Raw genomic sequence first — 21998 nt, 5'->3', positions numbered from 1 at the left:
GAAATTCCCCGTACGCCATAACAACAAGAGAATTGTATGAACGCACTTTCAGCATTGACCCTCGCTACGCTGGCCTTGGCGCCGTTGACCAGCCACGCCCTGGTCCTCAACGATGACTTCAGCCTGGACATGACCCTGGGCGTCGTCAGCGACTACCGTTCCCGCGGCATCTCGCAGACCCTGGGCGATCCGGCCGTGCAGGGCGGCGCGACACTGATGCACGGCAGCGGCCTGTACATCGGTGCCTGGACCTCCAACGTCGATTTCGGCGGCGGCTTCGATACCCGCCAGGAGCTTGAGTACTACGCCGGTTACTACTGGCAGGCGACGGACGCGATCAGCCTCGATCTGGGCTACATCAAGTACGACTACCCGAAGAATTCCGAATTCAACCTGAGCGAGATCTACGCCATTCTCGACGTCTATGGCGTGAAGCTCGGCGCCTATTACTCGAACGATACACCGAACGTTTTCGGTGAAGACCAGGACACGCTCTACACCTACGTCGGCTACAAGTTCACGCTGCCGGCCGAACTCGGCCTGGAGCTGCGGGTGGGGCGCAACGATGTGAAAGACCCGGCTTTCTGGTCCGCCAACGGCGACAACCGCGAGGCCTACTACGAGTGGGAAGCCAAGTTGACCCGTGATTTCGTCGGCGTGACCTGGGGTCTGAGCTATGTCGATACCGACTTGTCGAAAAGCGAGTGCAGCAGTTGGTACGGCTATGACGACCTTTGTTCGGCCACAGTTGTAGCCAGCGCAACCAAGACTTTCTAAGTTCAACCCCGACAACAAAAACAGTTCCTCAAAGGAAACACCCTCATGCGTGCGCAACGAAGTCCCCTGATCGAGACCCGCTCGATCGATTTCATTCCCGAGGCTGAGCGTCACGGCAGTCTCTACAGCCAGTTCACCCTGTGGCTTGGCGCCAACCTGCAAATCACCGCCATCGTCACCGGCGCCCTCGCTGTGGTACTGGGCGGCGATGTGTTCTGGTCGCTGATCGGCTTGCTGGTCGGGCAGCTATTCGGCGGTGCCGTGGTAGCGCTGCACGCGGCGCAAGGGCCCAAGCTCGGGCTGCCGCAGATGATCTCCAGCCGCGTGCAGTTCGGGGTGTATGGCGCGGCGATCCCGATTGTTCTGGTGTGCCTGATGTACCTCGGTTTCAGTGCCACCGGCGCGGTGCTGTCGGGGCAGGCGATTGCGCAGTTGATCAGCGTCAGCGACAGCGCCGGCATCCTGATTTTCGCGGCGAGCATCGCGTTCCTGACGATCTTCGGCTATCGGGTGATTCACCTGGTCGGGCGGGTGGCCAGCGTGCTGGGCATCATCGCGTTCGCCTACCTGTTCACCCGGTTGATGACCCTCAACGACATCGGCCTGCTGCTCGACAACCGTCATTTTGGCTGGAGCACCTTCCTGCTGGCGGTGTCACTCTCGGCGTCCTGGCAGATCGCCTTCGGCCCTTATGTGGCGGACTACTCGCGCTACCTGCCGAGCAAGACCTCGTCGTGGAAAACCTTCGCCGCCGTCGGTCTCGGCACCGTATTGGGGGCTCAGGCTTCAATGATGCTGGGGGTGTTCGCCGCCGCGTTGGCCGGGGCGAATTTCCGCGGGCATGAAGTGGCGACCATTGTCGGTCTGGGCAGTAGCGGTGTGATCGCGTCCTTGCTGTACCTGAGCATTGTGTTTGGCAAGGTCACGGTGTCCACCCTCAACGCCTACGGCAGTTTCATGTGCATCGCCACTATCATCAGTGGCTTGCGCCGTCGCCTGGAAATCACCGCCCGCCAGCGCATGCTGTTCGTGCTGCTGATCGTCGCGGCGTCCACTGCGCTGGCGTTGCTCGGACAGCACTCGTTCCTCAACTCGTTCAAGTACTTCATCCTGTTCTTGCTGACGTTCTTCACACCCTGGAGCGCGATCAACCTGGTGGATTACTACTTCATCAACAAGGAGCGTTACGACATCCCGGCACTGTCCGACCCGGCAGGGCGCTACGGTCGCTGGAACGTGCTGGGGATCAGCGTCTATGTGATCGGTGTGTTGATCCAGTTGCCCTTTGTCGATACCCATTTCTACTCCGGGCCGATGGTTGCGCAACTGGGCGGCGTGGATATCTCCTGGATCGTCGGGCTGCTGGTGCCGGGAGTGATCTATTACGCGCTGGCCAAGCCGTCGATGAGTGCGGTGGTAGTTGAGCGGGGTTAATACCCGCATTTGTGGCGAGGGAGCTTGCTCCCGCTGGACTGCGCATCAGTCCGATCTTTTGGGGCCGCTTCGCGACCCAGCGGGAGCTAGCTCCCTCGCCACAGGGTCTAGTGTTCACTAGCGCTTCGGCAGGTTCCAGCGCTGGCGCAACTGTTCGTACTGCGCTTCGGGCAGTTGCACCAGCACCGGGGATTTGCCCGGGGCCAGCCAGTTGAACAACCGCGCGATATCCGCCGGGGCCATGGCGGTGCAGCCGCGAGTCGGCGCCGTGGGGCCGCGCCAGATGTGGAAAAAAATGCACGATCCGGCGGCGGGAGTGGCCGGGGTGTTGTGCCGGATGAATATGCCCTGGCGGTACAAGTCATCGCTGCGGCGCATGCGCTCGGAACTGCTCCAGTCTCTTGTAACGGCCGAGCTGTCGACCAATTCGTTGTAGCGAGCCGATTGGCTGTCGTCCACGCATTCGATGGTTGCTGTCAGTGGCAGGTAGGGCAGGCGGGTTTGGGCCGAAGGTTCGTAGCCAAACGCCGTGCCCAGACCGAACACTCCCGCCGGGGCCTTGCCATCGCCTTCCTGTTTGACCGGTCCTTCAGGTCGCCCGGGGTTGAGTTGGCCCTTGCCCCAGCCCATGCCGTTCTTGCCAAGCACCACGGCAAAGGGTGCTTCGAATTTTTCAAAGGACTTGCCGTGCCGCTCATAGCGCTGGGCAGTGGCCTGAATGTCATCCCAGTTTTTGCTGGTGACCACGATCAGTTGATCGCTGCCGTCGAGCCCCTGTGCCATGGCGATCAGTGGAAACAAGAGCAGCAACAGGGTCTTGATCAGTTTGTTCATGGGGCCAACGGCGTGATGGGGAAGTTCATGACGTCCGGCTTCTGTGCATTCCCGTTATAGGTGAAGTGCCACCACTCGGCCGAGTAACCCACAAAGCCCTGTTTTTCCATCGCGTCGTTGAGCCGCTGTCGATTGGCTTTGGCTGTCGCACTGATCTGCGCCGAGTCCGTATGCGCACGCTCATCGAAGCAATCGAATCCGGTGCCCATGTCGAGCGCGCCGTCGTGCCAGCGCTGGCCGTAAGGCGCGGTGCAATCCACCGGCGTGGCCGCAGGTGTCCAGGTGTCGGCGGGCAGGGCGTCGGGGCCGGTCAGGGTCAGGTCGACGGTGTTGCCCCGGGAATGGTTGGACACCCGGGCGACATAACCCAGGCGCCAGAAGTCTTGCTTGTCGACCCGTGGGTAGAACTCGGTCTTGAGCGGGTCGCCGGGTTCGCTGGCAAAGCGGCCCATGTCCGCCACCGCGCGGGTCGGGCGATAGCAGTCGAATACCTTCAAACCGTAGCCCTCGGCCTCAAGCGTCGCTTGCACCCGGGCCAGGGCGTTTGCGGCATCCGCCGACAGCAAACATTCTGCCGCCTGGTAGCCGTCGAGCGGGTGCCCGGTGAAGTTGTGGGCGCTGGCGTAGCGGATGTCCTGCGCGATGCCCGGGGCAATGCTGCGCACATACACCATATGCCCGGGTTTCGCCTCGTCGGCCATGCACGGCAGGGCAAGGCTCAGGCACAGCATCGACAGACAGGGTGAACGAAACATCGGGAACGGCTCCATGCATGACCAGTCGTCTCATCATGGCTTGAAACCGTCCGTACCTCCATGAAGTTGTTGATCGGCGTGATAGGACGAACGCACCAGCGGCCCGGACGCCACGTTCTTGAAGCCCATGCGCGTGCCTTCCTCGGCGAACCAGGCAAAGGTGTCCGGATGCACGAAGCGTTGCACCGGCAAGTGACTGCGCGAGGGCTGCAGATACTGGCCGAGGGTCAGCATGTCGATGTCGTGTTCGCGCATGCGCTGCATGACCTCGATGACTTCCTCGTCGGTCTCGCCCAGGCCCAGCATCAGGCCGGATTTGGTCGGTACGCGGGGCACGGCGAGCTTGAATTTTTGCAGCAGATCCAGCGACCACTCGAAATCCGAGCCCGGCCGTGCGGCCTTGTACAGGCGCGGTACGGTTTCCAGGTTGTGGTTGAACACGTCCGGCGGCTCATCGGCGGTGATCGCCAGGGCCACGTCCATGCGCCCACGATAATCCGGCACCAGGGTTTCCAATTGAATGCCGGGGGACAGCTTGCGGATTTCCCGCAGGCAATCGACAAAGTGCCGGGCGCCACCGTCGCGCAAATCGTCGCGGTCCACCGAGGTGATCACCACGTACTTCAGGCGCAGCTCGGCGATGGCCACGGCCAGGTTCATCGGCTCGTTGGCACCCAGCGGCTTGGGCCGGCCATGGCCGACATCGCAGAACGGGCAGCGACGGGTGCAGATGTCGCCCATGATCATGAAGGTCGCGGTGCCACCGGAGAAACACTCACCGAGGTTCGGGCACGAGGCTTCCTCGCAGACACTGTGCAGCTTGTGCTTGCGCAACAGTTGCTTGATCCGCTCGACCTCGGGAGAGACCGGCATGCGCACGCGAATCCAGTCGGGTTTGCGCGGGAACTCATCCGTGGGAATGATCTTCACCGGAATCCGCGCCACCTTTTGCGCGCCGCGCAGTTTGGTGCCGACCTCCACTTTGACCGGGCTGTTGCCGGCCGATTCGACAATGGCGTTCATCGTTCTTTCCTTGTGCACAGACCTGTAGGAGCGAGCTTGCTCGCGATGGTCGCCAACGATTACGCGCGCATTCAGGATTAACGCGGTGTCTTTGGGTTCTTCGCGAGCAAGCTCGCTCCTACAGGGGGGGGTGTTGTGTGGTCAGTCGCGATAGACCGGGAAGTCCGCGCACAAGGCAGCAGCTTGTTGAGCGACCTGAGCTTCCACATCAGCATCGCCGAGGTGATCGAGGATGTCGCAGATCCACCCGGCCAACGCAATGCTCTGCGGCTCTTTGAAGCCACGGCTGGTAATCGCCGGCGTACCGATGCGCAGGCCGGACGTCACGAACGGCGATTGCGGATCGTTGGGCACGGCGTTCTTGTTCACGGTGATGCCGGCACGCCCGAGGGCGGCGTCGGCGTCCTTGCCGGTCAGGCCCTGGCGGATCAGGCTGACCAGGAACAGATGGTTGTCGGTGCCACCGGACACCACGTCATAACCGCGCTCGATAAACACTTGCGCCATGGCCTGGGCGTTACGGATCACTTGCGTCTGATAGGTCTTGAAGCCTGGCTCCAGCGCTTCCTTGAAACACACGGCCTTGGCGGCGATCACGTGCATCAGCGGGCCACCCTGGCCACCGGGGAACACCGCGGCATTGAGCTTTTTCTCTAGCTCCGCATTGGCCCTGGCCAGAATCAGACCGCCACGCGGACCGCGCAGGGTCTTGTGCGTGGTGGTGGTGACCACGTCGGCGTAGGGCAGGGGATTGGGGTACAGCCCCGTGGCCACCAGGCCGGCGACGTGGGCCATGTCGACGAAAAAGTACGCGCCGACCTTGTCCGCGATCTGACGGAAGCGCGGGAAGTCCAGGGTCTTCGAATAGGCCGAGAACCCGGCGATGATCATCTTCGGCTTGTGCTCGACAGCCAGGCGCTCGACTTCGTCGTAATCGATCAGGCCCGTGGTGGTATCGATGCCGTACTGCACGGCGTTGTACAGCTTGCCGGAAAAACTTACCTTGGCGCCGTGGGTCAGGTGACCGCCATGGGCCAGGCTCATGCCCAGCACGGTGTCGCCGGCTTGCAGCAGGGCCAGATAAACCGCCGCGTTGGCTTGACTGCCGGAGTGCGGCTGGACGTTGGCGTAATCGGCGCCGAACAGTTGCCTGGCGCGGTCGATGGCCAGTTGCTCGACCACATCGACGTGCTCGCAGCCGCCGTAGTAGCGCTTGCCCGGATAGCCTTCGGCGTACTTGTTGGTCAGGCCGCTGCCCTGGGCTTCCATCACCCGCTGGCTGGTGTAGTTTTCCGAGGCGATCAGTTCGATATGGTGTTCCTGCCGCGCATCCTCGGCGTTCATCGCCGCCAGCAGTTCGTCGTCATAGCCTTTGATCTGGTCGTGCTTGCTGAACATGGTGTGGTCCTTGTATGGAGGAGGTGGGCTTCAGGCGTCGGCGTGGTCTGCGGTCAGGCGCTCGTAGGCGTCCTGATCCAGCAAGTCGCTCAACGCCTCGACATCGACCGGTTTGAAGCGAAAGAACCAGCCTTCGCCCAATGGGTCTTCGTTGACCAATTCCGGGGTGTTCTCCAGCGTCGCGTTGATCTCGACCACTTCACCGTCCAGCGGCATGCCGATACTGCTGGCAGCTTTCACCGATTCCAGCACCGACACTTCAGCGCCTGCCTCGAAGGCGCCCAGTTCAGGCACCTGAACGAACACCACGTCCCCCAGTGCCTGCTGGGCAAACGCCGTGATGCCCACGGTGACCAGGCCATTGCTCTCAAGGCGCAACCATTCGTGATCGACGGTAAAACGCAATTGGCTCATATCAACTCCTTATTGTTTTAAGGCTCGAGGCGGGGCGACGAGCGGGGTTGGAGGAGTGATAGCAAGGGCGGTGCCAATGTTTTTTATTTGTTTTAAATCAATGGCTTGAGGTGATTTTGTAAGGCGCTTGAGATTTCGGCTGTATTGAAATGAATACAGGTAAGCCGGGCTGTGGGGGCGGACGCCGTAATTGCGGGTGGGAAAGGTTTTGTCTTGATTTCGCTACGCTGTATCGATTTGAAGACGAGGTACTCGGTAACAACACTGATCCCCTGTGGGAGCGGGCTTGCTCGCGAAGGCGTCATTGCAGCCAATATCGATGTTGACTGACCCACCGCTTTCGCGAGCAAGCCCGCTCCCACAATTTTGACCGAGCCAGGTTCAGGGTTTGTTGGGAATTCCGTATTTGCGCAGGCGAATCGCGATGGCACTGTGGGACGTCTGCAACCGCGCAGCCAGCAACCGGCTTGACGGGTAGCTGCGATACAGCTGTTCCAGCAGGTTCTTTTCGAAGTCGCCCACGGCCTCTTCCAGGCTGCCGACTTCGCCGTCGTTTTGCCGTTCGACTGCGGTGCGGGCGATGTCGAGGTCGTCGATGTCCACCAGCGGATTTTCGCAAATCGCCGCCGCGCGAAAGATCACGTTTTGCAATTGCCGCACGTTGCCCGGCCAGCGGTTGCCGAGCAGGGCACTGAAAGTGCTTGGCGCCAAGCGGCACGCCGGTCGCTGGATCTGCGCACAGGCCTGTTGCATGAAGTGATTGGCCATCAGCAGGATGTCGTGGCCGCGCTCGCGCAGCGGCGGTACTTGCAGGTTGAGCACGTTGAGGCGGTAGAACAGGTCTTCGCGAAAACGCCCTTCGGCGACCATTTTTTCCAGGTCACGGTGGGTCGCGCTGAGTACCCGCACATTGACCCGGACTTCCTTGTCGCCCCCCACCCGACGGAAGCAGCCATCGCTCAGGAAACGCAGCAGTTTGGCTTGCAGGTAGGGCGACATTTCCCCGACTTCATCGAGGAACACCGTGCCCTGATCGGCCAGTTCCAGCAGGCCGAGCTTGCCGCCCCGTTGCGCGCCGGTGAAAGCGCCGGGGGCGTAGCCGAACAGCTCGCTCTCGGCCAGGCTCTCCGGCAGTGCCGCGCAGTTCAGGGCCAGAAACGGCGCATCGTGCCGTGGGCTGATGGCGTGGCAGGCACGGGCCACCAGCTCCTTGCCGGTGCCGGTTTCACCCTGGATCAAGAGCGGCGCATCCAGGGCCGCCACCCGTTGCGCACGCGCCTTGAGCGCGCGGATCGGCGGTGATTCGCCGAGCAGCGCATCGAAGCCTTCGGCATGGTCATGGTGCAGCGCCGACAGGCGTTCACCGATGCGATTGGGTTGATACAGGGTGAGCAGGGCGCCGGCGTCGGTGATCGGCATCGCGTCGAGGAGAAACGTCTGGCCACCGAGACTGACCTCGTGCATCGGCAGGCGGAAATGGTGATCGATCAAGGTACGTTGCAAGTCGGCATCGTCGAACAGCGCGGTCAGCGATTCACCGGCCGGTTCGCGCCCGCAGAGGGCGATCAGCGCCGGGTTGGCCAACAGCACATGACCACGGTCATCCACCGCCAGCACCGGGTCGGAACTGGCGGCCAGCAAGGCGTCCAGTTGCAGGCGCCGGCGTTGCCCCGGAAGGATGTCGACCATGGTCACCGCTTGCACACCGCGTACGTCGAAAAGCGCCTCTCGCAGTTCTTCGAGCACGTCGGCGCTGAGGGTCGGGGCGTCGATGTAGACGTTCGGCGGCACCATCTCGACGGCGTCCAGATTGAAACTGCGTCCACCGAGCAGGGCCAGCACTTCCTGGGTGATTCCGACACGGTCGATGAAGGTGACGTGGATGCGCATGACAGGCCTGCAAGGTTGGCGAACCGAATCAGTATGCCCGGCAAAATTTCAATTTGGCGAGTGTCACATCACGGCCTGGCGGTTTTGCGGGCGCTGGCGGCCAGGTCTTCAAGGAACGCCTGGAGGATCGGCGGCGGTGCTACGCCGCGTCGGGTGATCACGTCGAACGGCGACTTCAGGCGCAGGCTCGCGGGCGCCAGTTGATGCATCTCGCCGCTCTTCACCCACTGGCTGGCGAAGTGCTCGGGCAGGAAGCCCACATAGGCGCCGGAGATGATCAGGATGGCTGAGGCCTCGATGTTGTCCACGGTGGCCGCCGCTTTGGTGATGCCCAGGTGTTCCAGGTCGTATTGCTGCATGTAGCCACGGACGACAATGCGCCCTGCGCCGACCTCTTCGAGCAGTTCGGCGCCCTCGGCCTGGCTGCCAAACAACGGGTGACGCCGCCCGCAATACAAACCGAGAGCTTCCTGGTACAGCGGCGATTGCAGCAGGCCCGGCACATGGATCGGGAAGTGCCCGATGGCCAGGTGCAAGCGGCCGTCGAGCACCCGTTCTTCGAGTTCCGCCGGGGTGCCGACGTACACGTTCAGGTGCACGTCATGCCCGCGGGAGACGAAGCGCTGGGTGGTGCGCGGAATTGGCGAGTCGGGGTCGGTAATCGTGGTGTCGATGATCCCCAGGTTGAGCTTGCCGCTGATGTGCTGCTTGAGCACATCGGCGTCCATGCAGAAGTTCTCCACGGCCGACAGCAGGCGCTGGGTGGCTTCATGAATCGCCACGCCTTGCTCGGTCAGGCGAAAGCCGCTGCGCCCGCGCTGGCAGAGTTTGACGCCGAGCCGGGTTTCCAGGTGGGTCATCTGTTCGCTGATGGTCGACTGCCCGGCATTCAACGCCGCCTGTGCGGCCGAGAAGCCGCCGCAGCGCACAATCGTGGCAAACACCCTGAGCAGTTTCAGGTCGACATCGTGCAACTGGATCATCTGGGACCTCCGGCATGGGGAAGCATCGGGAATGCCGATATGAGTATCTGATGTTTAGCATTTTTTCCACGAAAACCTGCGCTCATAGTCTTTCCAACGGCGGTCGCCTTGCAGTCCGCCAAGCCGATAACAAGAAGTGGAGAGGCTAGAAATGTCGAACAACGGTTATGAATCCGGTCGCCTGAACCTGCCATTCGTGGGTCATTGCACCTTTGGCAAATCCCCGGTGTGCACCGATTGGGATGCGCTGGATGCCGACGTTGCGGTGCTTGGCGTACCCAACGACATGGGCACCCAGTGGCGCTCTGGCGCACGTTTTGGACCACGCGGGATTCGTGAGGCATCGACGCTGTTTTCCTTCGGCCACGCCGGCGCCTACGATCACGAAGATGACGTGATGTACCTCACCGCATCGGACGTGCGCATGGTCGACGTCGGTGATGCCGACATCGTCCACACCGACATGGCCACCAGCAACAAGAACACCGAATACGCCGTACGCAAGATCCTCGATGCCGGTGTGATGCCGGTGGTGCTCGGCGGCGATCACTCGGTGCATGCGCCAGTGATCAAGGCCTTCGAAGGGCGTGGCCCGATCCACATCATCCACTTCGATGCGCACCTGGACTTCGTCGACGAACGCCACGGTGTTCGCTACGGCCATGGCAACCCGCTGCGCCGCGCTTCGGAAATGAACCACATTGTCGGCATGACCCAGATGGGCATTCGCAACGTGTCGTCGTCCAACCGTGATGACTATGAGGCCGCCCACGAAGCTGGCTCGAAAATCCTCTCGGTGCGCGATGTGCGTCGCCTCGGCGTCGAGGGTGTGCTGGCGCTGATCCCGCAGAACATCAACTACTACATCACCATCGACATCGACGGTTTCGACCCGTCCATCGCCCCCGGCACCGGCACCCCGAGCCACGGCGGCTTCCTCTACTACGAAGTGCTGGAAATCATCCAGGCCCTGGCCAAGCGCAGCCAGGGCAACATCGTCGGCATGGACCTGGTGGAAGTGGCACCGGTGTACGACCCGACCGGCATGACGTCGATTCTCGCCGCGCAATTGCTGCTCAACAGCATCGGTTTCATCTTCCACGAGCGGGGCTTGGTGCGGGCGGCCGCCGAGAGCGAATCGCTGGCTTAAGAGCTGGCCAGCCTGATCATCGAAACCACATACCCCGGCAGTGCCTGACTGCCGGGCAGAGAGAATAAAAATGGACACGATCGTCAAGAGTTACCTGCAGAAATTCGGCGTCAGCGAAGCCACCCAGACCTTCCTCAGCAAGGTCCAGAAGATGTTCATCGGTGGCGCCTGGGTCGAAGCCAGTGACGGCCAGACTTCCGATGTGATCGAACCCTCGACCGAAGGCCTGATCACCCGTATTCCCATGGGCACCATCGATGACCTGGACCGCGCCGTGCAAGCCGCCCGCGCCCAGTTCGACGGCGGCGCCTGGCGTCAGGCCAAACCGGCCGAACGCGAGCGGATGATGCAACGCCTGGCCGACCTGATCGAACAGAACGCTGCTGAACTGGCGGAAATCGAATCCATCGACATGGGCAAATCGGTTGCCTTCGCCAGGGACGTGGATATCCAGGGCACCGTCGGTACCCTGCGTTACTTCGCCGGCTGGGCCACCAAGCTGCACGGCCGTACCGTCGAACCCTCGCTGCCGGGCAATTACCTGGCCTATACCCGCAAGGAAGCGGTGGGTGTAGTCGGCGCCATCGTGCCGTGGAACTTCCCGCTGCAGACCATGGCCTGGAAACTCGGCGCGGCGCTGGCCACCGGTTGCACCGTGGTGGTCAAGCCTGCCGAGTTGACTTCGTTGTCGGCCCTGCGTTTCGCCGAGCTGGTGCAGGAAGCGGGCATTCCCGACGGCGTGATCAACATCGTCACCGGGCGCGGCAGCGTGGTCGGTGCGGCCATGGCCACCCACCCCGGCATCGACAAACTGACCTTCACCGGATCGACCCCGGTAGGCCGTACCGTCGGTCGTGCCGCGCTGGACGAGATGAAGCGCCTGACCCTCGAACTCGGTGGCAAATCACCGGTCATTGTCTTCGCCGATGCCGACATCCCGGCCGCCGCACAAGCAGTCGCCAACGGTGTGTTTTTCAACTCCGGGCAGGTTTGCGACGCCGGTACGCGGGCCTATATTCATAGCAGTGTCTACGACGAATTCCTGCGTGAGCTGATCGCCTACACACGCCTGAAAATGGCCCCGGGCCTGGACCCGGACTGCTTCATCGGGCCGCTGGTCTCGGCCCTGCAAAAGCAGCGCGTGACCGAGTACATCGAAACCGGCAAGGCCGAAGGCGCCGAGCTGGTCTACGGCGGCCAACCGGTCGATGGCCCAGGCTTCTTCGTCGAGCCGACCATCTTCGCCCACTGCCGCAACGACATGCGCATTGTCCAGGAAGAGATCTTCGGCCCGGTGCTGGTCACCGCACCGTTCGACGATGAAGAGGACGCACTGGCCTTGGCCAACGACTCGCCTTACGGCCTGGCTGCCGCACTGTATTCCAACGACCTTGGCAAAGTGCACAGCCTGATCCCGCGCCTCAAGGCAGGTTCGGTCTACGTCAACGCCCACGGCACCCTCGATCCGTCGATGCCGTTCGGTGGCTACAAGCAGTCCGGATTCGGCAAGGACCTGGGCGCCGAGCAGCTCGATTACCTGCTCGAAACCAAGGCCGTGTGGATCACGCTGCCGGGCTGACGGTTGTCCCTTGTAGGAGCGAGCTTGCTCGCGATGGTCGCCAACGATAACGCTGGAAACCTGACACCCCGTGGTGTTCTTGGGTTCATCGCGAGCAAGCTCGCTCCTACAGGTTATTCACCATCTGCGCCATCGGCGCCTTTGAAAAAAGCGGGAACGGCAAGGAAGCGCCCGGGCGTCGTTCACCCGAAAGAACGCGGTTATCTCGTCATGATCTTCCAACAATAAGAGTCCGTCATGAACACTAACGCCAAGTCCGCCACGAGCGTGTCCGCCCTCGACGAAAAATCCGTCGTCGAGGGGCATTCGATCGACTTCATCCCCGAGAACGAGCGCACCGACAAACTGTCGAGCCAGGGCCCGTTCTGGTTCCTCGGCAATTTCACCTTCTTCACCATGACCATCGGCTTCGTTGGCCCGAGCGTCGGCCTGACTGCGCTCTGGACCACGCTCGCCGGCACGCTGGGCATCATGTTCGGCACGCTGTTCATGGCGTTCCACGGCTCGCAAGGCCCGCACCTTGGCCTGCCGCAGATGATCCAGTCCCGTGCGCAGTTCGGTTATCGCGGGGTGATTCTGGTGCTGCTGGCGACGCTGTTCGTGTTCGCCGGCTTCAACATCGTCAACCTGGTGCTGATGATGCAGGGGCTGCACACGCTGTTCGGGTTCAACCCGGCGGTGATCGCGGTGGCGGTGACCATACCGGCGGCGGTGCTGGCGATCCTCGGCCATGACTGGATGCACCGCAGCTTCAAATGGGCGTTGTTCCTGTCCTTGCCGCTGTATGGCCTGGTGACCGTGGCGGTGTTGATGGGTTGGGTGCCGGACGCAGCCATGCCGGCACTGGCGGCGGGCGAAACGGCCCCGGCGCCACTGGGTTTCAACTGGACCGGTTTCATCGCACAGTTTGCGGCGGCCGCCAGTTACAACATCGCCTACGCCCCGTACGTGTCGGACTACTCGCGCTACCTGCCGAAGAACACGTCCAGCGGCAAGCTGATCGCGGTGGTGTTCCTCGGGGCTTCGCTGTCCGGTGCGTGGATGATTTCCGTGGGTGGCTGGCTGGCCGACCACCTGCACTCCACTGACGTGCTGGTCGCCCTCGGGCAAGTCGGCAACACCGTGTCGCCGCTGGTGGGCACGGCGGTGGTGGTCGTCACCATCCTGGCGTTCCTGCCGGTGATCGCGATGAACATCTACAGCGCCAAGCTGACCACGCTGACCTGCGTCGACTCGATCAGGCACATCGAACCAACGCGCAAGGCACGCATCCTGGCCATCGGCTTCGTGATCCTGCTGCAACTGGGCGTGGCCCTGAGCATCCAGAGTTCCGGCAAAGGCCTGTCGGTGCTGGGGATCTACCTGGTGGTGATGCTGTACTTCCTGGTGCCCTGGACCTCGGTCAACCTCACTGACTACTTCTTCGTGCGCAAGGGCCGCTACGCCATCCCGCACTTCTTCATGCCCCACGGCAACATCTATGGCAGCTGGGGACTGCGCGGTATCGCCGCCTATGCCATCGGTTTTGTTTCGATGATCCCGTTCTTCTACATCTTCGACGGCGTTGAGCAGCGTGAGGTGTATGTCGGCCCGCTCGCCAAGGCGCTGGGCAGCATCGACATCGCCTGGCTGGTCGGGCTGATCGTGTCGGGACTGGCGTACTACTGGTTGAGCCGCTCGATCGACCTCAAGCGCGAAGAAGCCGTTATCCAGCAGATCGAAAAGACCTCCCCGCAATACACCACCGGCGACACGCTGACCCACAAACAGCAACCAGTGCCGGTATTCACTGAATCAACGGTCGGGAGATAGTCATGACCATGCAAAAAATGGCAACGCAAAAATACGACTACATCATCATTGGCGCAGGCTCGGCAGGTTGTGTGTTGGCCAACCGCCTGAGCGAAGATCCGGCCACCTCGGTGCTGGTCCTGGAATTCGGCGGCAGCGACAAGAGCGTAGTGATCCAGATGCCCAGTGCCTTCTCGATCCCGATGAACACCAAAAAATACAACTGGCGCTACGAGACCGAGCCGGAGACCTACCTCAACGGCCGGCGCATTCACTGCCCACGGGGCAAGGTGCTGGGCGGCTCGTCGTCGATCAACGGCCTGGTGTACATCCGTGGCCATGCGCTGGACTTTGACGAGTGGGAATCCCTCGGCGCTGAAGGCTGGGGCTATCGCAACTGCCTGCCGTACTTCAAGCGCGCCGAGAGCTATGAGTCGGGCGGCGACAGCTACCGCGGGCAGACCGGGCCGCTGCACACCACCAACGGCAACCACATGAAAAACCCGCTGTACGGTGCCTGGGTCGAAGCCGGCGCGGAGGCGGGCTACATCAAGACCGAAGACTGCAACGGCTACATGCAGGAAGGTTTCGGGGCGATGCACATGACCGTGAAGAACGGCGTGCGCTGCTCCACGGCCAACGCCTATCTGCGCCCGGCCATGGGCCGTCCCAACCTGACGGTGATCACCCATGCGATGACGCGGCAGGTCATCCTCGAGGGCAAGCGTGCTGTCGGGGTCATGTATGACCACGGCGGTCAGACCCACCAGGTGTATTGCAACCGCGAAGTGCTCATCTCGTCCGGGCCGATCGGCTCGCCGCACCTGCTGCAACGCTCGGGCATCGGCCCGGCGCACGTCCTGCGCAAGGCCGGGATCGGCATACGCCATGACCTGCCGGGAGTCGGGGAGAACCTGCAGGATCACGCCGAGGTGTACATCCAGTTCGGCTGCAAGGAACCGGTGACCCTCAACAGCAAGATGGACCCGCTGAGCAAACTGATGATCGGTTTGCGCTGGCTGCTGTTCAAGGACGGTCTGGGCGCTACCAACCACTTCGAGGCCGGTGGTTTCATCCGCTCCGAGAAGGGCCTGCGCTGGCCGGACATCCAGTTTCACTTTCTGCCGGCAGCGATGCGCTACGACGGCAACAAGCCGATCAAGGGCCACGGCTTCATGGTGCTCACCGGGCCGAACAAACCGAAAAGTCGCGGTTACGTGCGCGTGCGCTCGGCCGACCCGTATGAGCATCCGGAAATCCGTTTCAACTACCTGGAGCGGGAAGAGGACCGTGAAGGCTTCCGCCGCTGCATCCGCCTGACCCGCGAGATCATCGGCCAGAAAGCCATGGACCGCTTCCGCGACGGCGAAATCGCCCCGGGTGCACAGGTCACCAGCGACGAAGACCTTGACGCCTTCGTGCGCGACAACCTGGAAAGCACCTATCATCCCTGCGGTTCGTGCCGCATGGGCGAGGACAACATGGCGGTGGTCGATTCCCAATTGCGCGTGCGCGGCATCGCCGGTCTGCGGGTAATCGATTCGTCGGTGTTCCCGACCGAACCGAACGGCAACCTCAATGCACCAACCATCATGCTCGCCGAGCGCGCCGCCGATCTGGTGCGTGGCGTGCAGATGCTGCCGGCGTCGGATGTGCCGGTGGGGCTGGTCGAGGGCTGGGAGCACAGCCAGCGTACTTCGTTGCCGGGGCGTAATGTGCGGGTTTGACCGCAATCCGCGATCCAATGTGGGAGCGGGCTTGCTCGCGAATGCAGAGTGCCAGTCAATGCATGGGGGACTGATCCACCGCTTTCGCGAGCAAGCCCGCTCCCACAGGTCATCAGTGTTGCCAGGAAAATTTCCGTCCCTGCTCCATTTCGGTTGCTAGTCTGTAATTCTTTGAGACCGCAATGGAGCACCCTCATGGCTATTCAGGCCCTGCGCGCCGACGCATCGCATATCGACCAGATCGCCCCTTTGTTTGACGCCTACCGGATGTTCTACGAGCAGCCGTCGAACCTGGCACAATCGCGCGCCTTCATCGCCGAGCGCATTGCCCGGGACGAATCGGTGATTTTTCTTGCCCGGGAAAGCGACGGCGAAAACCTCGGTTTCGTCCAGCTGTTCCCGACCTTTTCCTCCATCGATGCCCACCGCACCTGGCTGCTCGGTGACCTGTTCACTACGCCCGCCGCCCGGGGCAAAGGCGTCGGCACCTTGCTGATGAACACCGCCCGGGACTTTGCCAGGCTGGCCGGTGGCAAAGGCATGACCCTGGAAACCGCCACCGACAACTTCACCGCCCAGCGCTTGTACGAATCCCTGGGCTGGGTGCGCGACCCCGGTTACTACACCTATTGCCTGGATCTGAAAAAAGACTGAGCCGGGCTGCCGCCCAGCCGTCATTGCTGAGCGGCGTTGGCTGTACTTGCCGCGTTTTTTTCCTCCACCAGTTTGTACGCCACGTAGTACTTGTAGATGTTGCCGACGTAATCCACCGTCTCCCGGCCGACCACTTGCGCCGCGGATTGCTCGACATTGCCGAACCAGATGTTCTTGTCCAGCCCGGATTTTTCCGCCAATGCGCGGAATTTGCGCAGGTTGCCCGGCCCGGCGTTGTAAGCGGCGAAGGTCATCAGGGTTTTGTTCATCTGGTTCAATTGCGGGTCGTTCAGGTACTTGTCGGCGAGCAGGCGCATGTACTTGCTGCCGGCCTCGATGTTCTTGTCGGCGCTCTTGTCGATATCGCCGATGGCCACCGTGGGGTCCTTGGCGGTTTTCGGCAACAACTGCATGACGCCCACCGCGCCCCGGGGGCTGCGGGCACGCTGATCGAGTTGTGATTCCTGGAACCCCTGGGCCATCAGCATCAGGTGGTCGAAACCGTAGGTGCTGGCATGGCGGGTGAAGATCTCCACCATCTCCTGGAATTTCTTCATTTCCGCTTCGGACGTGGCATTGAGCACCCGTTTGCTGCTGTTGGTGACGTACTTGGTTCGCAGGCTGTTGCCGAACGCAGTGCCGAGCTTGTGGGTTTTGGCGAACCCGGCCAACTGGCTTTTGAATTGTGGGCTGTCCTTGCGGATCGCCCAGGCTAATTCCGAGTTTTCATGCAGGAACGCTTCGTTGTGGATTTTCATGTCGGTGTAGAGCGGTGACCAGATGATGGCGATGTAACGATCCACCACCGTGGCCTTGAGCAACCCGGCATTGACCATTTGCAGCAGGTCTTCGGACTCCAGGTTTTCATCGGCGGCCTTCAGGTCGATGGGCGCCAGGCCCTTTTCCTTGAATGAAGCGTTGAGCGCCTGAAGGTGCTCGTAGTAGCTGCTCGAGGCGCGGACGGTCACTTCCTGCCCGGCCAGGTCCTGGATTTTTTCAAAGGGCTTGCTGCCAGGTCCGGTGACCAGCACTTCAGGAATGTTCACCGCAAACGGATCGGAAAAATCCACGGTTTTCAGGCGTCCGTCGGTGATGCTCAGGCCACCGGCGGCGATGTCGCCGACGCCCTGGACCAGCTTTGGCATCAGCTCGTTGCGGGCGGTCGGGATGAACATTACCCGCCATTGCATCGATTTCTTCGCGTAGGGCTGGGTCTTGTTCAGCCAGGCTTCCAGCCCTTTGCCCAGCTCGTAAGTCAGACCCTGCTGGCGACCGCGATTGAGTTCGAAGAAGGTCTTGCTATACGGTACCAGGATGCGTATCAAGCGGCGTTCGCGCATGCCTTCGAAGTCGCCGACCCAGGGCTGGGGCACCGGCAATACCAGGCTTTGCACTTCGGCTTCTTCGGCCGGGGTCAGCTCAACGGCGGGCAGTTCGGACCGGGTTTGTGCCAGGGCTGAATTCAGCCAGCACAGCAGCAGAAGCAGGGACAGTATGTGGCCGCAACGCCATACAGGGTTCATGTTCACTCACCGACAGGGCAGAGAGATTGAGATCACCGTTGAGTATGGTCAATGACGGGGCGCGTATTGGTTCAAGCGCGACAAAAACTATCGGGCAATCGTTCTCGCTGAGCGACGCCCCACTGGCCGCTTGTGGGGCGCGGTTCAAGGTTCGACTCAATCAGGAGGCTGGCTGTTTTTCATCGCCGAACACCGGGCGCATGAACGAACGCTCATAGCTGAGGATGAATTTCCGGTCTTCGGCGTACTTGAACGCCGCGAGGCACTCCGGATCGTTCATCGACTGCTGCCGATAATGCTCGTACGCCGCCAGGTTCGGGAAGGTAAACAAGGCGATGGCGATGTTGTTGGCGCCTTCCGACGGCAAAAAGTAGCCGTGGTGCTGGCCGCCGAACTTTTCCACCAGGGGAATCCACAATTTGCCGTAGTGCTCGAAGGCGTCGAGCTGGTAGGGATCGAGCACGTATTTCAGGTAGCAGGTCACCATTGTTTCGTTCCTTGATCTGGTTTTGAGGGCAGTCGCCACTGTAATGAACCGTGGGCGCCCGGCACAGCCGTTTGTTCGACATTGACCGGTAGGTTTACGCCAGGTGCATGCGCCAGCGGCCCCGCACTATCGGTTCAGTCAATAGTCACCATCAAGAATCGCAAGTTCTGTTTTTTGTGCAAAGGCGGAAAATCGCCTGCATTGAATACGCTGCTCAAGGAACCTGCGCGATGAAAATGTTGACCCGACTGGCTGTGATTGCCCTGTTGCTGGGCAGTGTTGCATCCACCGCATCGGCCTATGCCGAAGACACACGCTGCCATCTGCCGCCCATCACCGCTGGTCAGGGCGGGCTGCAATACGGGCAGACGGTCGGGGTGCTCTACAGCGAAAACACCGTGGAAAACCTGCAATACCTTGAGCAATACCACTCGGTCGCGGTGAACGGTGCGAAGAATGCACTGGATGCGCGGATTCGCCAGGCGTTCGTCAACAGCTCCGATCCGGACCTGGCCATCGACTGGCTGATGAGTTCGCTGCACCACACTTTTCTGTCGGTGACGGTCTACGACAACCTCGATGCCCTGGTGCAGGCCCATCCGGATGTGGTGGTGATGCTCGATACCCACAATCAGTTGCTGACCCAGCGTAACGACCGGGTCGAGGCGCGTTTCACCGCGCGGTTCTACGACGCCAGCCTGCAATACATCGGCAAGGCCGAAGGCGCGGTGGAAAAACAACTGCCGTCGGTGTGGGTGCATGACAAGGCCGCGCCCGAGATTGCCGCGCAAATCGAACAGCAACGCGACCTGCAACTGACTGCATTGAAACAGTTCGATGCGTCCTTGAAGGCGCTGGTGACTGCCGGATTAACCGCAACAACAAATTAATTATCCCGGCGTCCATTGGACGGCGGGCAACCCAGACAACTGTTGATTTCTTTTCAGGACCTGATGCATGCGCACTTTTTTCGCCCCGACCCTGGTTTTCGCCCCGTTGCTGCTGGCCGGTTGTGCCACACCGAACGATCCGACGCTGACCTTGCAGACCGCCAAGTCGCCCGAGGAGTACACCCATTGCGTGGTGCCGAAGTTGCAGCACGATGCACTCGCGCCCACAGTGTCGCAGACCCAGCGCAGCTACCGGATCGTCGTATCAAGCAAAGTGGCGGCAGACAACGTGCTCGAAACCTATAAGGCCTCGAATGGCGGCAAGGTGTTCCTGTATGAGCGCAAGTTGCTGGCGTCGGCGTTCGTGCCGTCGACGTTCGAACGTGCGGCGCAGGAATGTCTGTAAGCGCAATTTCAGGCAAAAAAAAGCCGCCGGGAGAGGCAGCAGAAAGATAAAGCACGCATTGGATGGACTGAGTATGGCGTCCGGTACATGACGATTCAATGACAGGCGAACAATTGTGGCGAGGGAGCTTGCTCCCGCTGGGTTGCGAAGCGACCCCCTGCAATCTTTCGGGCATACGGAGGGGCATGCATTTACGACTACTGTGCAGTCGAGCGGGAGCAAGCTCCCTCGCCACAGGTCATGTGTTGAGCTTCAGTAAATCTCCGGCACGATGATTTCCTGCGGTACAGGCCCCCGTGAATAGTCTTTCTGGCGCACGCGCTGCGGCAATTCGATCACGGGCAGCTCGACTTCTTCATAAGGCATCTGGCTGAGCAGGTGATGAATGCAGTTGAGTCGGGCCTTCTTCTTGTCGTCGGCCTGCACCACCCACCAGGGCGCTTCGGCGATGTGGGTGCGTTCGAGCATGATTTCCTTGGCCTTGGTATAGGCCTCCCAGCGGCGGCGCGACTCCAGGTCCATGGGGCTGAGTTTCCACTGCTTGAGCGGATCGTGGATGCGGCTGAGAAAGCGCAGGTTCTGTTCCTGGTCGGAAATCGAGAACCAGTACTTGATCAGCTGGATGCCGGAGCGGGCGAGCATGCGCTCGAACTCCGGCACGGTGCGGAAGAATTCTTCGTACTGGTCGTCATTGCAGAACCCCATGACCTTTTCGACCCCGGCGCGGTTGTACCAGCTGCGGTCGAACAGCACGATTTCCCCGGCAGCGGGCAAGTGCGAAACATAGCGCTGGAAATACCACTGCGTGCGTTCGCGGTCATTGGGCGCGGGCAGGGCGGCCACCCGGCATACCCGGGGGTTGAGACGCTGGGTGATGCGCTTGATCACGCCACCCTTGCCGGCGGCATCGCGGCCTTCGAACAGGATCACCACCTTGTGCCCGTTTTTCACCACCCAGCTCTGCAGTTTCACCAGTTCGCCTTGCAGGCGAAACAGTTCGGCGAAGTAACGGCGCCGGGCTTCTTTCTCGCTGCCATCCTCGATGTGTTCATCGAACAGGGCGTCCAGGTTGTGTCCGTCTTCCGATAATTCCAGTTCCAGCTCTTCGTCACTGATATCGAGCAGCTCGCGGTGGATGCGCTGGATCAAGGTGTCCTGATTGGAAAGCATGGTGAGACACTCGCGTCATGGGTGGCACAGTCGAAGCTAGTCACAGTTTGTTACGAAGTGGTGATGCCCGGCGTTGTCATCCGGGTGTCATCGAAGTAATGGCAAGATCCTCGCAATCCGTCTTGAGTGCCCGGCGACCGCCAGCCTGCCGGCAGACGAATGTGCAAGGAACCCCGTATGAAAGACGCCCCGCTGTTTGCCGCCATCGACCTGGGCTCCAATGCGTTTCGCATGATGATTGGCCAGTCGGTGAGACGGAACCAGCAGATGGTCATCCAGGAAGTGAAGACCCTGCGTGAACCGGTGCGTCTGGCCGATGGCCTGCAGGGTGGGGCGCTCGATGAGTTGGCGCTGGACCGGGGTTGGCAGGCGCTGGCGCGATTCGGCAAGAAATTGCGTGGTTTCGAGGCCGGGCGCGTGCGGGCGGTGGCCACCAGTGCCGTGCGCGAAGCGGACAACGCGCCGTTGTTCCTGGCCAGTGCCGAGCGTCACCTGGGTTTTCGCATCGACGTCATTTCCGGTCACGAAGAGGCGCAATTGGTCTACGCCGGCGTGGCCCACACCTTGCCGGCGCAGAGCACGCGGCTGGTGGTGGATATCGGCGGCGGCTCCACGGAAATGATCATCGGCTGTGGCGACCGGTTGCTGGTCACCGAGAGCATTGCCATCGGCAGCGGAACCTTCGGTGCGCATTACTTCCATGGCGGGCGGATCGTGGCGCAAGCGCTGCTGGAGGCCGAACGCGCGGCCACGGTGCAGTTCGAGCGCATTGCCCGGCGTTACCGGGCCATGGGCTGGCAGCAGGCGATCGGTTCTTCAGGGACGGCGCGGATGCTGGCCAAGGTGCTCAAGGCCAATGGCCTCAATGACGACGGTCAAAGCGGCATCACCTACGGCGGCCTGTTGCGTCTGTCGTTGCGCCTGCTGGAAGTCAAACATGTGAAACACCTCAAGTTGGCGGGGTTGCCCACCCATCGCCTGAGCATCTTGCCCGGCGGTCTGGTGGTGATGCTGGCGGCGTTCAAGGTGTTCGGGATCACGCATATGATTGCGTCAGAGCCGGGTTTGCGGTTCGGCGTGCTGCATGGATTGATGAGCAAACACTAAAAACCT

At 61.5% G+C, this 21998-nt stretch carries 21 protein-coding genes; 11 read left to right on the top strand and 10 right to left on the bottom strand.

All coding sequences use genetic code 11. The features are described 5' to 3' along the window. The first annotated feature begins 36 nt into the window (after window positions 1-36). Entirely contained in the window at window positions 37-777 is a 741-nt protein-coding gene (locus RS887_RS20025) for a TorF family putative porin (protein WP_322616713.1), read from the top strand. Between the two features lie 45 nt (window positions 778-822). Then, window positions 823-2211 carry a cytosine permease gene (locus RS887_RS20020; protein ID WP_322616712.1) on the top strand — a complete coding sequence of 463 codons (1389 nt, stop codon included), beginning with the start codon at window positions 823-825 and terminating at the stop codon, window positions 2209-2211. A gap of 117 nt (window positions 2212-2328) precedes the next feature. Here the strand turns inward: RS887_RS20020 and RS887_RS20015 are convergent, their stop codons facing one another. The 7 genes from RS887_RS20015 to RS887_RS19980 form a co-directional block, all read right to left on the bottom strand. Beyond that, window positions 2329-3045, bottom strand: a complete 717-nt coding sequence (locus tag RS887_RS20015; protein ID WP_322616711.1) for a L,D-transpeptidase family protein — start codon at window positions 3043-3045, stop codon at window positions 2329-2331. Further along, the gene (locus RS887_RS20010; protein ID WP_322616710.1) at window positions 3042-3800 is read right to left on the bottom strand and encodes a M15 family metallopeptidase; all 759 of its coding nucleotides are present in this window, start codon (window positions 3798-3800) and stop codon (window positions 3042-3044) included. Before RS887_RS20010 ends, RS887_RS20015 begins: the two co-directional genes overlap by 4 nt. Window positions 3801-3833: 33 nt before the next feature. Then, window positions 3834-4823 (bottom strand): lipoyl synthase, encoded by a 990-nt coding sequence (gene lipA / locus RS887_RS20005; RefSeq protein ID WP_322616709.1) that lies wholly within the window; start codon window positions 4821-4823, stop codon window positions 3834-3836. A gap of 141 nt (window positions 4824-4964) precedes the next feature. Then, on the bottom strand, window positions 4965-6221 hold the full coding sequence (gene glyA, locus RS887_RS20000) for a serine hydroxymethyltransferase (RefSeq protein ID WP_322616708.1): 1257 nt from the start codon (window positions 6219-6221) through the stop codon (window positions 4965-4967). Window positions 6222-6251: 30 nt separating this feature from the next. After that, window positions 6252-6635 (bottom strand): glycine cleavage system protein GcvH, encoded by a 384-nt coding sequence (gene gcvH / locus RS887_RS19995; RefSeq protein WP_322616707.1) that lies wholly within the window; start codon window positions 6633-6635, stop codon window positions 6252-6254. A 381-nt stretch (window positions 6636-7016) separates the two neighbouring features. Continuing rightward, on the bottom strand, window positions 7017-8525 hold the full coding sequence (locus RS887_RS19985; protein ID WP_322616706.1) for a sigma-54-dependent transcriptional regulator: 1509 nt from the start codon (window positions 8523-8525) through the stop codon (window positions 7017-7019). A gap of 68 nt (window positions 8526-8593) precedes the next feature. After that, on the bottom strand, window positions 8594-9508 hold the full coding sequence (locus tag RS887_RS19980; protein ID WP_111287857.1) for a LysR family transcriptional regulator: 915 nt from the start codon (window positions 9506-9508) through the stop codon (window positions 8594-8596). A gap of 151 nt (window positions 9509-9659) precedes the next feature. Between RS887_RS19980 and speB the strand changes: the two genes are divergently transcribed. The 6 genes from speB (at window position 9660) to RS887_RS19950 (ending at window position 16409) form a co-directional block, all read left to right on the top strand. Beyond that, on the top strand, window positions 9660-10658 hold the full coding sequence (gene speB, locus RS887_RS19975) for an agmatinase (RefSeq protein WP_322616705.1): 999 nt from the start codon (window positions 9660-9662) through the stop codon (window positions 10656-10658). Between the two features lie 70 nt (window positions 10659-10728). Continuing rightward, window positions 10729-12237, top strand: coding sequence for an aldehyde dehydrogenase family protein (locus tag RS887_RS19970; RefSeq protein WP_322616704.1), 1509 nt, complete (start codon window positions 10729-10731; stop codon window positions 12235-12237). A 33-nt stretch (window positions 12238-12270) separates the two neighbouring features. Next, complete coding sequence (locus tag RS887_RS19965; protein WP_416339987.1) at window positions 12271-12465, top strand: hypothetical protein; 195 nt, start codon at window positions 12271-12273, stop codon at window positions 12463-12465. 9 nt (window positions 12466-12474) lie between these two features. Beyond that, window positions 12475-14049: a purine-cytosine permease family protein gene (locus tag RS887_RS19960; RefSeq protein ID WP_322616703.1), complete on the top strand. Its 1575-nt coding sequence runs from the start codon at window positions 12475-12477 to the stop codon at window positions 14047-14049. Window positions 14050-14066: 17 nt separating this feature from the next. After that, on the top strand, window positions 14067-15755 hold the full coding sequence (gene betA / locus RS887_RS19955) for a choline dehydrogenase (RefSeq protein WP_322616825.1): 1689 nt from the start codon (window positions 14067-14069) through the stop codon (window positions 15753-15755). Between the two features lie 195 nt (window positions 15756-15950). After that, window positions 15951-16409 carry a GNAT family N-acetyltransferase gene (locus tag RS887_RS19950; RefSeq protein WP_322616702.1) on the top strand — a complete coding sequence of 153 codons (459 nt, stop codon included), beginning with the start codon at window positions 15951-15953 and terminating at the stop codon, window positions 16407-16409. 20 nt (window positions 16410-16429) lie between these two features. Here RS887_RS19950 and RS887_RS19945 read toward each other — a convergent pair whose 3' ends face one another. Both RS887_RS19945 and RS887_RS19940 read right to left on the bottom strand, forming a co-directional pair. Then, entirely contained in the window at window positions 16430-17932 is a 1503-nt protein-coding gene (locus RS887_RS19945) for a lytic transglycosylase F (RefSeq protein ID WP_322616701.1), read from the bottom strand. 160 nt (window positions 17933-18092) lie between these two features. Then, complete coding sequence (locus tag RS887_RS19940) at window positions 18093-18419, bottom strand: NIPSNAP family protein (protein ID WP_322616700.1); 327 nt, start codon at window positions 18417-18419, stop codon at window positions 18093-18095. 230 nt (window positions 18420-18649) lie between these two features. Here RS887_RS19940 and RS887_RS19935 point away from each other — a divergent pair, with 230 nt between their 5' ends. Then, window positions 18650-19309 (top strand): ATPase, encoded by a 660-nt coding sequence (locus tag RS887_RS19935; protein WP_322616699.1) that lies wholly within the window; start codon window positions 18650-18652, stop codon window positions 19307-19309. A 67-nt stretch (window positions 19310-19376) separates the two neighbouring features. Beyond that, the gene (locus RS887_RS19930; protein ID WP_322616698.1) at window positions 19377-19715 is read left to right on the top strand and encodes a hypothetical protein; all 339 of its coding nucleotides are present in this window, start codon (window positions 19377-19379) and stop codon (window positions 19713-19715) included. A 252-nt stretch (window positions 19716-19967) separates the two neighbouring features. Here the strand turns inward: RS887_RS19930 and ppk2 are convergent, their stop codons facing one another. Continuing rightward, window positions 19968-20885, bottom strand: coding sequence for a polyphosphate kinase 2 (gene ppk2, locus RS887_RS19925; RefSeq protein ID WP_322616697.1), 918 nt, complete (start codon window positions 20883-20885; stop codon window positions 19968-19970). A gap of 177 nt (window positions 20886-21062) precedes the next feature. Between ppk2 and RS887_RS19920 the strand changes: the two genes are divergently transcribed. Then, window positions 21063-21992 carry a Ppx/GppA family phosphatase gene (locus RS887_RS19920; protein ID WP_322616696.1) on the top strand — a complete coding sequence of 310 codons (930 nt, stop codon included), beginning with the start codon at window positions 21063-21065 and terminating at the stop codon, window positions 21990-21992. The last annotated feature ends 6 nt before the right edge of the window (window positions 21993-21998 follow it).

Source organism: Pseudomonas sp. BIC9C (genome assembly GCF_034541995.1).
Lineage (GTDB): Bacteria > Pseudomonadota > Gammaproteobacteria > Pseudomonadales > Pseudomonadaceae > Aquipseudomonas > Aquipseudomonas fluorescens_CC.
This window is presented reverse-complemented; position numbering and strand designations above follow the sequence as displayed.

What these genes read in the sequence shown, in the direction of transcription:
- RS887_RS20025 (WP_322616713.1), top strand. Translation starts at nt 37, where the DNA reads ATGAACGCACTTTCAGCATTGACCCTCGCTACGCTGGCCTTGGCGCCG.
- RS887_RS20020 (WP_322616712.1), top strand. Translation starts at nt 823, where the DNA reads ATGCGTGCGCAACGAAGTCCCCTGATCGAGACCCGCTCGATCGATTTC.
- RS887_RS20015 (WP_322616711.1), bottom strand. Translation starts at nt 3,045, where the DNA reads ATGAACAAACTGATCAAGACCCTGTTGCTGCTCTTGTTTCCACTGATC.
- RS887_RS20010 (WP_322616710.1), bottom strand. Translation starts at nt 3,800, where the DNA reads ATGTTTCGTTCACCCTGTCTGTCGATGCTGTGCCTGAGCCTTGCCCTG.
- lipA (WP_322616709.1), bottom strand. Translation starts at nt 4,823, where the DNA reads ATGAACGCCATTGTCGAATCGGCCGGCAACAGCCCGGTCAAAGTGGAG.
- glyA (WP_322616708.1), bottom strand. Translation starts at nt 6,221, where the DNA reads ATGTTCAGCAAGCACGACCAGATCAAAGGCTATGACGACGAACTGCTG.
- gcvH (WP_322616707.1), bottom strand. Translation starts at nt 6,635, where the DNA reads ATGAGCCAATTGCGTTTTACCGTCGATCACGAATGGTTGCGCCTTGAG.
- RS887_RS19985 (WP_322616706.1), bottom strand. Translation starts at nt 8,525, where the DNA reads ATGCGCATCCACGTCACCTTCATCGACCGTGTCGGAATCACCCAGGAA.
- RS887_RS19980 (WP_111287857.1), bottom strand. Translation starts at nt 9,508, where the DNA reads ATGATCCAGTTGCACGATGTCGACCTGAAACTGCTCAGGGTGTTTGCC.
- speB (WP_322616705.1), top strand. Translation starts at nt 9,660, where the DNA reads ATGTCGAACAACGGTTATGAATCCGGTCGCCTGAACCTGCCATTCGTG.
- RS887_RS19970 (WP_322616704.1), top strand. Translation starts at nt 10,729, where the DNA reads ATGGACACGATCGTCAAGAGTTACCTGCAGAAATTCGGCGTCAGCGAA.
- RS887_RS19965 (WP_416339987.1), top strand. Translation starts at nt 12,271, where the DNA reads ATGGTCGCCAACGATAACGCTGGAAACCTGACACCCCGTGGTGTTCTT.
- RS887_RS19960 (WP_322616703.1), top strand. Translation starts at nt 12,475, where the DNA reads ATGAACACTAACGCCAAGTCCGCCACGAGCGTGTCCGCCCTCGACGAA.
- betA (WP_322616825.1), top strand. Translation starts at nt 14,067, where the DNA reads ATGGCAACGCAAAAATACGACTACATCATCATTGGCGCAGGCTCGGCA.
- RS887_RS19950 (WP_322616702.1), top strand. Translation starts at nt 15,951, where the DNA reads ATGGCTATTCAGGCCCTGCGCGCCGACGCATCGCATATCGACCAGATC.
- RS887_RS19945 (WP_322616701.1), bottom strand. Translation starts at nt 17,932, where the DNA reads ATGAACCCTGTATGGCGTTGCGGCCACATACTGTCCCTGCTTCTGCTG.
- RS887_RS19940 (WP_322616700.1), bottom strand. Translation starts at nt 18,419, where the DNA reads ATGGTGACCTGCTACCTGAAATACGTGCTCGATCCCTACCAGCTCGAC.
- RS887_RS19935 (WP_322616699.1), top strand. Translation starts at nt 18,650, where the DNA reads ATGAAAATGTTGACCCGACTGGCTGTGATTGCCCTGTTGCTGGGCAGT.
- RS887_RS19930 (WP_322616698.1), top strand. Translation starts at nt 19,377, where the DNA reads ATGCGCACTTTTTTCGCCCCGACCCTGGTTTTCGCCCCGTTGCTGCTG.
- ppk2 (WP_322616697.1), bottom strand. Translation starts at nt 20,885, where the DNA reads ATGCTTTCCAATCAGGACACCTTGATCCAGCGCATCCACCGCGAGCTG.
- RS887_RS19920 (WP_322616696.1), top strand. Translation starts at nt 21,063, where the DNA reads ATGAAAGACGCCCCGCTGTTTGCCGCCATCGACCTGGGCTCCAATGCG.